The sequence below is a fragment of the Pontibacter sp. BAB1700 genome (assembly GCF_000277005.1).
GTDB classification, from domain to species: domain Bacteria; phylum Bacteroidota; class Bacteroidia; order Cytophagales; family Hymenobacteraceae; genus Pontibacter; species Pontibacter lucknowensis.
Genome location: NZ_AKIS01000208.1, coordinates 1 through 11,000 on the forward strand (window position 1 = coordinate 1; position 11,000 = coordinate 11,000).

General features: G+C 52.1%; 8 protein-coding genes and 1 pseudogene. 4 read left to right on the top strand and 5 right to left on the bottom strand.

Annotation, left to right across the window (positions count from 1 at the left end):
* Window positions 1-192: 192 nt before the first annotated feature.
* From O71_RS19765 to O71_RS19775, 3 genes are all read right to left on the bottom strand, one after another.
* The gene (locus tag O71_RS19765; protein WP_007660619.1) at window positions 193-1,239 is read right to left on the bottom strand and encodes an NAD(P)-dependent alcohol dehydrogenase; all 1,047 of its coding nucleotides are present in this window, start codon (window positions 1,237-1,239) and stop codon (window positions 193-195) included.
* Between the two features lie 110 nt (window positions 1,240-1,349).
* The gene (locus O71_RS19770) at window positions 1,350-2,252 is read right to left on the bottom strand and encodes an SMP-30/gluconolactonase/LRE family protein (protein WP_007660621.1); all 903 of its coding nucleotides are present in this window, start codon (window positions 2,250-2,252) and stop codon (window positions 1,350-1,352) included.
* An 84-nt stretch (window positions 2,253-2,336) separates the two neighbouring features.
* On the bottom strand, window positions 2,337-2,861 hold the full coding sequence (locus O71_RS19775; protein ID WP_007660623.1) for a c-type cytochrome: 525 nt from the start codon (window positions 2,859-2,861) through the stop codon (window positions 2,337-2,339).
* Between the two features lie 191 nt (window positions 2,862-3,052).
* Here O71_RS19775 and O71_RS19780 point away from each other — a divergent pair, with 191 nt between their 5' ends.
* Both O71_RS19780 and O71_RS19785 read left to right on the top strand, forming a co-directional pair.
* A complete protein-coding gene (locus tag O71_RS19780) occupies window positions 3,053-5,488 on the top strand; it encodes a zinc-dependent metalloprotease (protein WP_007660625.1) in 2,436 nt (811 codons plus the stop codon).
* A 76-nt stretch (window positions 5,489-5,564) separates the two neighbouring features.
* Window positions 5,565-5,978 (top strand): hypothetical protein, encoded by a 414-nt coding sequence (locus O71_RS19785; RefSeq protein WP_007660628.1) that lies wholly within the window; start codon window positions 5,565-5,567, stop codon window positions 5,976-5,978.
* Between the two features lie 87 nt (window positions 5,979-6,065).
* On the opposite strand, the gene O71_RS19790 is transcribed toward O71_RS19785, so the two are convergent.
* Together O71_RS19790 and O71_RS19795 are read right to left on the bottom strand one after the other, a co-directional pair.
* Window positions 6,066-6,329, bottom strand: a complete 264-nt coding sequence (locus O71_RS19790; RefSeq protein ID WP_007660630.1) for a hypothetical protein — start codon at window positions 6,327-6,329, stop codon at window positions 6,066-6,068.
* Window positions 6,330-6,544: 215 nt separating this feature from the next.
* Window positions 6,545-8,158, bottom strand: coding sequence for a gliding motility-associated C-terminal domain-containing protein (locus O71_RS19795; protein ID WP_081490547.1), 1,614 nt, complete (start codon window positions 8,156-8,158; stop codon window positions 6,545-6,547).
* 271 nt (window positions 8,159-8,429) lie between these two features.
* Here O71_RS19795 and brnQ point away from each other — a divergent pair.
* A pseudogene (brnQ, locus tag O71_RS26100) lies at window positions 8,430-9,720 on the top strand (branched-chain amino acid transport system II carrier protein).
* Window positions 9,721-9,824: 104 nt separating this feature from the next.
* Window positions 9,825-10,928 carry a pseudouridine synthase gene (locus O71_RS19805; protein ID WP_007660639.1) on the top strand — a complete coding sequence of 368 codons (1,104 nt, stop codon included), beginning with the start codon at window positions 9,825-9,827 and terminating at the stop codon, window positions 10,926-10,928.
* The last annotated feature ends 72 nt before the right edge of the window (window positions 10,929-11,000 follow it).

Here is an 11,000-nt window from a genome sequence, read left to right on the forward strand (position 1 = left end):
GGGGGGGCCCCCTTTTTTGGGGGGGTTTTTTTTTAAAAAACCCCCAAAAAATTTTTTTYCCCCCGGGGGGGAAAAATTTTTTTTCCCCCGGGGGGGGAAAAAATTTGTTGGCCCAGTTTTAAAAAGTAGCGGCCAGAGGCCCCATCATGGCAAGTCACGAGCGAGGACGCTCGCGCCATGGCTCAGCATTATCTACTTCAAACTCGCCATATCGATCACAAATCGATATTTCACATCACTGCGCAGCATGCGTTCGTAGGCTTCGTTTATATCTTCCATCTTGATCAGTTCGATGTCGGACATGATGTTGTGTTCGGCGCAGAAGTCCAGCATTTCCTGTGTCTCTGGTATACCGCCAATCATAGAGCCAGCCAGGCGTTTGCGGCGGGCGATCAGGCTGAAGCCGGCCACTGTCGAAGGCTCCGGCGGCGCTCCCAGCAGAATCATCGTGCCGTCACGTTTCAGCATGGACAGGTATAAATTGTAGTCGTGTGGCGCCGATACCGTGTCAATGATAAAGTCAAAAGAATTGCGCAGCTGCTTGAGGGTAGCTTCGTCTTTGGTTACAGCGAAGTTATGCGCGCCCAGGTCCAGGGCATCCTGTTTTTTGTTTGGTGAGGTACTCAGCACCGTCACGTCAGCACCTTTGGCGGCGGCGATTTTCACGGCCATGTGGCCCAATCCGCCGAGGCCTACGATGCCTACGCGGTGTCCCTCCCCGATCTTCCACTGCATGATAGGCGAATAGGTCGTGATACCAGCGCAAAGCAAAGGCGCAGTACGGGCCAGGTCCAGGTTCTCAGGTACTTTCAGGGTATAGTTCTCGTCCACCACGATCTGGCTGGAGTAGCCACCATAGGTGATCGTTTTCCCATCTCGCTCAAAACTGTTGTAGGTACCCACATTCTGCACTTCGCAGTACTGTTCCAGCCCCTCTTTGCAGCTGTGGCATTCGCGGCAGGAATCGACAAAGCAGCCCACGCCGGCCAGGTCGCCTTCCTTGAATTTCTTTACGGCAGACCCCACCTTGCTCACCACTCCCACAATCTCATGGCCAGGTACCAGCGGATACATGGCCCCGCCCCATTCGTTACGGACCTGGTGCAGGTCAGAGTGGCACACGCCGCAGTATTTTATATCGATCAGCACATCATGCTCCCCCACCTCGCGGCGTTCCAGGCTGAAGGGCCCGAGCGGACTGGTAGGATCGAATGCTGCATAAGCTTTAGCTGAAATCATAGTTTAATTAAGATTTAAGAATTAATAGTATGTTTAGTTTGGCACCTCGTCCAATGAAAATTTCGACCGCACAGGGACTGATTCATGGCACCTGAAATTTGGTTTAAACCTTACAGGCGGCTCAGGAAAAAGTTTGCAGGCACCCCTTTGGCATCAGGTTTCAGAGCAAATATACCGCCGCTCTTCGGAAATTCGTGCAGCTGATCATTATCCAGGCCATTGCGGGCGGTGGTGATGTACAGTGTATCCAGCCGCTCACCACCGAAAGCGCAGGAAGTAGTATGCGGTGCAGGCACTTTTACTTTGAGGAGCAACTCCCCTGTTTCCGGGTCCCAGCAACCCACGCCCCCACCGCCGTAGAGCGCAATCCAAAGTCTTCCTCTTTCATCAATGGTCATCCCATCCGGCTTTCCTTCATGCTCCGGTATAGCTATCACATCCCGCTCTTTCTGAATAGTGCCTGTATCATGGTCGTAAGAGAAGGATTGCACCTTGCGGGTCGGTGTGTCAATGAAGTACATGCGACTTTTGTCTGCCGTCCAGACCAGGCCGTTTGAAACACTCAGATTGTCCAGCACCTGTGCGATCTGCCCGTCATGTTCCATGCGGTATAGCACCGCAGCCCCTTCACGCGAGTCCAGTGCCATAGTGCCTACCCAAAACCTGCCAGCCGGATCACATTTTCCGTCATTGAACCGGATATCGTCCTGTTCCAGCGGATTGGCCACCAGTGTCAGCTCACCGGTTTCAGTATTGATAAAATGGATGCCATTCTGCAAGGCAACCAATGCGCCTCCATTTACGATCGGTACTACTGTTCCAGCCCGCTCACCTACCGGCCAGACGGTGTCTTCTTCCGTAGTAGGGTCAAACAGGTGCAGTTCGCGGCCTTCTATATCCACCCAGTAAAGTCGCTTCTCAGCCGGATGCCAGATGGCTCCCTCACCAAGCGTGGCCTTGGCGTCGAGCACCAGTTCCGCTTCCAGTTCACTGTAATTTTTGGCTCTGCTCATGTGTGTTGGCTTGCTGTGGTTGAGGTATAAAAAAAGCTGTCCCCATACCTGTGTGGGTACCGGAGGACAGCTTTCGGGATCATGCTATTGGCGGAGTGACAGGATGTAACGAGCCATCTCCTTGGCATCGGCTTCGCTTATGTTCGGGTGCGGCGGCATTGGGATCTGTCCCCATGCTCCGGATCCGCCCTGAATGATTTTACTCGATAAATAAGTTACGTTTTTGTCGTTGAATTCGTATTTCTCGGCTACTTCCTGGTATGACGGGCCTACTACTTTCTGGTCCACTTTGTGACAGGCAAGGCAGTCAGAACCGGCGATCAGCTTCTCCCCTTTGGCGTACTGTCCGGCCAGTGCCTCTTTCTGCTGGGCAGCTCCCTCAGTTGCTCCCGGACCAGTTTCGGTGCCGGCCGGTGTGGTCTGTACATCCTGGGTGGCTCCTCCTGCAGGTGGTGTGGTAGCAGGGCGCGGCGGTTGCGGACGGGAGGCTACTGCTGTGGTGTCAGGCTGGTAGTCACTGTCATAGTAGCGTTCATACTCCGATTTCTGCTCATTGCCGCAGGCTGTCAGCAGCGCAAAGGCCGAAATAGCCATCAGTATCTTTTTCATAGTGCAAGGTTTTGTTTGTTCTAAATCGTGCTCTGAGAGCGCTCAGAGAATATGTACTCTCCTGAGCGCTTAAGGTTTTCAGATTTAAGGGAGCCTCCCATTCAATTCGGTTTAAGCTATATTTTCAGGATTCTATTTTCAAAATGCGTAACTTAAGCCTGCATACCCTATCTTATTCTATACTTTAAACCATGAAATTAACTCTTAAAAACGGGCTTCTGCTCCTTCTTCTGCTTCCGCTGCTGGCCTTTGGCAGCGCCCAGGCACAGAACCTCCCCAGCATCAGTTCCAAAACTGCGGGGATGAAAAAATTCCCCGGTTTCTATACCTTCTACTGGGACGAAAACAACGGTAAGATCTGGCTGGAGATTGATAAGTTCGGGCAGGATTTTCTGTATGTGAACTCGCTGCCGGGCGGACTCGGCTCCAATGACATAGGTCTCGATCGCGGTCAGCTGGGCGGCCAACGCATTGTGTCCTTTAAAAGGATCGGTCCGAAGGTGCTGCTCGTGCAGCCAAACCTGCGTTACAGAGCCATCACAGACAATCAGAATGAAGCCCGCGCCGTGGAAGAGTCTTTCGCCCAGTCTGTGCTCTGGGGATTCAAGGCCGAGGCGGCGGATGGGCAGCGGGTGCTGGTCGATGCCACTGACTTTCTGCTGCGCGATGCCCACGATGTGATCGGCAGCATACGGCGTTCCAATCAGGGCACCTATCGCCTCGACGCCAGTCGCTCGGCGCTATACCTGCCGCGCACCAAAAATTTCCCGAAGAACACTGAGTTTGAGTCGACCCTTACTTTCACCAGTGACAATGGCGGCTTTATAGTGCGCAGCGTAGCTCCTGATGAACAAGCTGTTACCCTGCGCCAGCACCACTCCTTCATCGAGCTGCCTGACAGTAATTACACGCCGCGTGAGGCTGACCCTAGAGCCGGTTATTTCGGTATCTCCTATTTCGACTACGCCACACCGGTAAACCAGAACATAGAGAAGCGCTACATTGCCCGCCACCGTCTGCAGAAGAAGAACCCTTCTGCCAAGGTATCAGAAGCAGTGAAGCCGATCGTGTACTACGTGGACAATGGGGCGCCGGAGCCGATCCGATCAGCCTTGCTGGACGGAGCCCGCTGGTGGAACCAGGCATTTGAAGCAGCCGGGTATAAAGATGCCTTCCGGGTAGAGGTACTGCCTGACACGGCCGATCCGATGGATGTGCGCTACAACATGATTCAGTGGGTGCACCGCAGCACCCGCGGCTGGTCTTATGGCGCTTCTGTGATGGACCCGCGCACCGGTGAGATCATCAAAGGGCATGTGTCGCTAGGCTCTTTGCGGGTACGGCAGGATTACCTGATCGCGGAGGGGCTGCTGGCCCCTTACGAAGATGGCAAGCCTGAAAACAAAGCAATGATGGAGATGGCGCTCGCCCGCATCCGGCAATTGTCGGCACACGAACTGGGCCATACCCTGGGCATCATGCACAACTATGACGCCAACAACAATGCCTCCGTGATGGACTACCCACACCCGCAGGTACAGCTGGACAGAACCGGCAACATCAACATCAGCAATGCCTATGGTACCAGTATAGGCGAGTGGGACAAACTGGCCGTGACCTTTGGCTACCAGGACTTCCCAAAGGGAACCGACGAAAAGAAAGCACTGGATGAACTGCTGGCACAGGGCCGGGCCCGGGGACTTACCTTTATCTCTGACACGGATGCCCGCGCTCCCGGCGGTGCCCACCCGACTGCCCACCTGTGGGACAATGGCACCAATGCGGCGGATGAGCTGATGCGCGTGCTCGAGGTACGCAGAAAAGCCCTGCAAAACTTCTCCGAAAAGAATATTAAACCAGGTGCTGCCATGAGTACATTGGAAGATGTACTGGTACCCATTTATAATTTCCACCGCTACCAGACCGAAGCAGCAGCCAAGCTTATCGGGGGCATGCGCTATACCTATGCCATGCGTGGCGATAAGCAGCTGGTAACCGAAGTGCTTGACAAAAAAGAGCAGCAAAAGGGCCTCGATGCCATGCTTCAGACGATTTCGCCGGAAGTGCTTACCCTGCCAGAGAACGTCATCACCCTGATCCCGCCCCGTGCGCCGGGCCTGGGTAACAACCGTGAGCTCTTTGCGAAAAGAACCGGCCTTACTTTTGATCCGCTGGCAGCAGCGCAGGCTTCTGCTGACTTCTCTGTTTCTTTCCTGCTGCACCCGGAGCGTGCCTCCCGTCTTGTGGAGTTCGGGGCACGGCATAACACCCTCAGTCTGCAGGATGTCACCAGTCAGCTGATCGGGCAAACCTGGAAAAGCAGACGCCTTAACGGACTGGCTGGTCAGGTACAGTTGCAAACCGAACAAGTGGTACTGAGCCACCTGCTAGCCCTGACACAGAACCAGAACGCCTCGTACCAGGCACGTGCCGTTGCCGCAAGCGCACTGGCCGACATTAAGCAGCATGCCACCAGTCAGGCCAAACGCACACGCGACACGGGCTACAAAGCGCATCTGGATTTCGCGCTGGCTCGTATGGAGAAGCCTGAGGAAGTAAAACCAACCAAACAGCTCAACCTGCCTCCTGGCGCCCCTATTGGGGATGGCGTATTTGGTTGTGAATAATCATCAGCAGGACCTAAAGCTTGGAAAACCTGTCCGCTTTAAGATAAATTTGAAGTCGGACATTTTAGCTTGAGCAATGAAGAAAGAATTGAAGAACCCGTTTGGCCGCGTATACCTTACCATAGAGGTAAATGCGAAGAACAGATGGGTGCATGTGAACTGGATGGGTTATCTAACAGAGGAGAATATCAAAACCGGTGCTCAAGCTTACACTGATGCACTGGCCGAGGCCGGTTACAACTGCGTTCTGAATGACACGCGGCTGATCATCGGCGGATGGGACCACTCCCTCAGCTGGGTACTTAATGAATGGAGCCCTCGTGCCGCCAGGGCCGGGCTGAAGTATTTTGCCATGATCACTACTCCGGAAACCTTTGCTGAATCAACTGCCGCCAGCTTTTACAATAATCTGAAAGCTTTCACGGCAAAGGTATTTGATGACAAGAATTCAGCAGAAGAATGGCTCCGACAATACTCTCTTAAAAAGTAAGCACCCTTAGCTGACATAAAACCCCGTCTGCGGTAGGTATACCTGCTACAGACGGGGTTTTGCATTTCTATTGTCAGTAATGTCTTGCTAGGATAGCGTGCTGATCAGCTGCCGGATGTCTATTTCATCCGCATAAGGCTCCAGCACTGCCATGGCACTGGCTGTTTGCTTAAAGGTACTCACAACCTCGGCCTCGGCGCCCGTCCATACCTCCACAAATGTGTGCCCCAAAGTGTACAGTAAGATCGTATACCCGTTCACCTGACGGCGTGCAATGAGGGTGCCCTCCTTTTTCAGGGCTTCGCGCTGGCTCCGGTAAGGAAGCCTTTCGAACATGGAATATTCCAGCATAATAGGATATTGCTTCGGGTAATTGCTTATATAAGGTTGAGTGGCTTAAAATGGTTTCAAACAAAGACTACTAAGGTATAGCGGCTGGTTTCAGGAAAAAATAAAGCTCACATAATCAACCACTTCTTCATCAGAAGAAATTTCCTGCAGACAGGATAGCTAAGAGTTAACTACCAGTTCTATTCTCTTCACCTACTTAGATGACTTCATAAAGCTCACCTAATGATGGTAACAGTACCTTTCAGAGTGCCGGAGCAGTCGTGTGTGGCTACCCAATGATACACAGCTTCTGGAAGGCCATTGCCACTCCAGTCATTGTTATAGTTACTACTTTCGTACACTTTGCTCCCCCACCTGTTGTATACATGTAGTTTAGCTCCTGCCAGGGCAGGATCGAGCACGAAATATTCGTTTTTGCCGTCTCCGTTTGGAGTGATCACATTGTAGGTTTTATATGTGCTACCCGCTTGAGCACTTTTGGCACTGCAGGGATCAAACTTCATCAGAAAACCATTGATTTCTCCCTTAGCGTTCCAGGAAAGGTGTTCAGCCTGGAGAGGTCCCCAAAACTGCCCCGAGATATAGAAGGCGCCGTTTGCAGCAAGCGTAATATTTTCGGCAACTCCACCAGCGCTCAGGCTAATGCGCTCTCCCAGGTTTCCCGCAGCATCAAAATACTGCACAAAAGGCTTGAAGTCCCAGGCCCCTGCCAGCATGAGTCCTCCGGAGGGCAGCAATTTTAAGTCCTTGGCCAGGTCATGTCCCTCTCCTGCATAGCTTCTGGCCCAGATCACAGCGCCATTTTCAGTCAGACTGGCCAGAAAAATATCTGCTGGCACTCCCGGAAACTCAACCATGCCTGTTTCTTCCAGCACGATGCCATCAAAATCAATTCTGCCCTTAAAATAGCCTGCCAGGTATATGTTTTTAGTTTTGGGATCAATTTCCAGACTCTCCCCGGCACTACTCAGTAGGCCGACAGCATTGTTAAAGCCCTTGAGCCAGAGCGTGCGCCCCTGTTTGTCAAACTTTGCAACGAAGATATCATCATGGGATTCAGGGCCTGTCGCGATACTGTGATTTGCTATTTTGTACGTGCCGATGTAAGCCCCTGTCATGTATACATTCCCAACCGCATCCAGCTTTACTTCGCGGGGATAGACACTGCCATCGTGGAAGGACCGGCTGACAAACGATACCTGGCCTTCTGAAGATAATTTGATTAGCAGCAGATCATTCCCTCTCGGATTCTGACTTTTGTATTGCTGGTTTTCAAGCTGTACTGTGCCCCAGAACTGTACCGGTAACACCACTTCTCCTTCCGGGCTGGCGGTGATGACACCCATCAACGTAGCCGAGGCGTAGCGCTCCCTGGTGAGCACCCCCTTGGACCATAGTAGCTTACCGTTCGTATCAAATTTGCCGATGAAAGTATTAAATACACCTTCACCCTTCAATACGACTTTGTCATCTATAAGCAGTTCCTCTATAAATACGCCGCCCACATAGATGTTCCCATACTTATCTGTCGCCACGCCAATGGCGCCCCCATTTTGAGGACCGCCCAATGTTTTCGCCCAAAGCACCTGACCCGCTGGGTTTGATTTGTACATAAACATGTCAATGTTCTCCATGCTGGTAAGGGTATGGTTGCCAATGGTAATGGTTCCCTCAAAATGCCCCACCGAAATAATGTTGCCGTCTTTTTCAACGATGTGATTCTCAATGGCATTCATCCCTGTTGACCCGACCTGATGTCCCCATTGGATCTGGGCCTGCAGGTTTAGGGAAAAGAACCAAAATAAAAGCAGAAGTAGAGGTTTATTCATGTAAGTGTAAGAAGTATGTTAGAGTCTGTATGTAGATGATAGCGCCCCATCACATATAGCATTAGCAATATAAGCTAATATTCAGATCTCTTTCATTTTTAATGATCACAATTACAGTTAGTCCACTCTTCTTACTAAACACAAGATAAATGTAGGATTTTGACGAGTTGGATATTTACTTGCAGTTAGATTCAATACATCCTCTCACTGAACGTAAAATATTGTGAAAGCAGGAACACTCTCTTTTAAAGAAACATTTTTCATTGGCTTAATGCTATTCGCCATCTTCTTCGGCGCGGGCAACCTCATTTTTCCTTTATCATTGGGTCAGGCCGCCGGCACTGAACTTACACCTGCTATTATCGGCTTTCTGATGACAGGCGTAGGGCTACCGCTGCTGGGAGTTATTGCGATCGGCATGTCTAAAAATGAAGACGTGCAGTCCATTTCGGCTAAGGTGCACCCACTGTTTGGGCTATTGTTTCCGGTTATCATTTACCTGACCATCGGACCGCTGTTCGCCGTGCCCCGAACGGGCACAGTATCCTATGAAATCGGAATTGCGCCTTTCCTGCCAGAGGGACTGAAAACAACGGGATGGGGCATGCTGCTCTATTCTGTAGTATTCTTCACTGTCACCTACTTGCTGGCTCTGAACCCGGGGAAGGTCGTGGATCGCATCGGCAAAATTCTCACGCCGGTGCTGCTCCTAATCCTGGCTGCCTGCTGCTTCAGAATATTATTTCACCGCTAGGTGAGATCACAGTTCCGTTGGCGGCCTACGAAGCAGCCCCTTTCTTCAAAGGCTTCCAGGAAGGCTACCTCACCATGGACACCATTGGTTCTTTTGTGTTCGGTCTGATCGTGATCAATGCCATACGTTCTAAAGGAGTAGACAGCCCAAAGCAAATAGCCAAAGTCTGCACCACAGCCGGCCTGATAGCCGCGGCCGGACTTGGCCTGGTGTATGTCGGACTGGCTTACTCCGGGCAACGAGTGTGCAGGCGATCGGGCATCTGGAAAACGGCGGCCTGATCATCAGCCAGATCTCCAGTCTGCAGTTCGGACTCTCCGGCAGCCTGATTCTGAGCGTAGCCATCACCTTTGCCTGCCTTACTACCAGCATCGGTCTGATCGTGGCCTGCTCCAGCTATTTCAATAAGCTGCGCCCTTCTATTTCCTACAAGCAGTATGTGCTGGGACTCACGCTGGTGAGCGCCTTGATCTCAAACGTGGGCCTGACGCAGATCATCTCTTTCTCTATACCTGTACTGGTGGCGATCTATCCTATCGTGATCGTCCTGATTACTCTGACTCTTTTTGGCCCCCTGCTCCGCAACCGAAATGCGATCTATACCTGGTCGGTACTGCTGACAGGTATAGTGAGTGTGGTGGAGGGGCTGGGCGCCGCAGGATTTGAATTGGGCATCAGCGATGTCTTCGCGCGTTACCTGCCGCTTTACAGTCTGGGTATGGGCTGGATCGTGCCGGCGCTGGTCGGCTGCGTGATCGGCTTTGCTCTTTCTATGCGACAGTCATCTTATGCACTTGAAAACGAGTAGTCCTGTCTGTTCGGCATGGTGCTGATTCTTTCAGTTGAGGCAAAGCTTAGGTAAAGCTATATTTTCCCGTAATTTTGCTTCTTATTACAGGATTGGCGTAAAATATGGTGCTGACTTACGGCAACACGAACGCCACGAACAACATGGAACCAAAAAGACTGAATAAATTCATCAGCGACTCGGGCTTTTGCTCTCGTCGCGATGCAGACGAGCTGATAGAGCAGGGCCGCGTGACGGTGAACGGGAAAATACCGACCGATCCCGGCATGAAAGTAACGCCGAAGGATAAGGTGCGCATCGACGACGAGATGCTGCGTGTGAAACAGGAACAGCCTGTATACCTGATCTTCAACAAACCAGCCAACATGTCGGCCACCTCGGATATGGCGGTGCGCGACAATGTGGTGCGAGCCATCAATTTTCCGGCTACGCTGGAGCCAACCGCCATGCTGGAGCGTGAGGCGGAGGGTATTATCTTCCTGAGCAACGACGGCGACTTTGTGCGTGGCATGAAGCGTGCCGACAACAAGTACGAGAAGGAGTATATCGTAACCGTGGACAAGATGATCACGGCTGATTTCCTGCAGAAAATAAGCGGTGGCGGCGCTCCTGTGCCGGGCGAAGAACGGGTAAACAACTCAGTATCAAAAGAAACCCAGACGCGCTTCCGTATAACGCTGAAACCGGGAACTGACCATTACCTGAAGCGCATGTGTGAGAGTCTCGGCTATAAGGTGATGCACCTGCAGCGTGTTCGTTTCGGAGAATTCTCACTGGCCAAACTGCCATCCGGTCACTGGCGCGTACTGACGCCACAGGAAGTCAACAGCCTGACCAGCCTGGTACCCGGCGGCAAGGGAACAAGCAGCAGAAAGACTTCTGAAAGCAGCTATGACAGACCAGCACGAGGTGAGCGGTCCAGAGCAAGAGGTGGCGCTGGTAGTGCCTCTTCATCCAGAGACGGCGCTTCGGGTGCGAATGCCAGAACTGGTGCGGGCCAAGGTCCGGCAAGAGGTGGCAGACCTGGGTCATCAACTACCAGATCTTCAACCAGAGGAAGCGACAGTACCAGAAGAACAGACGCATCAAAGGATGGCTTCAAAAGAAAAGGCTCACCTAAAGCAGCACCCGGCAGAAGCGCAGCACCCAAAGGCGGAAGCAAGCGTGGTGATGCTCCAAAAGGTAGCGGCCCAAAGCGTGGCAGATAAGGTCTGATACTAAAATATTAGCAGCTGCTATAACATAAGAAGGCCCTCTTTCCTGATCAGGAAAGAGGGCCT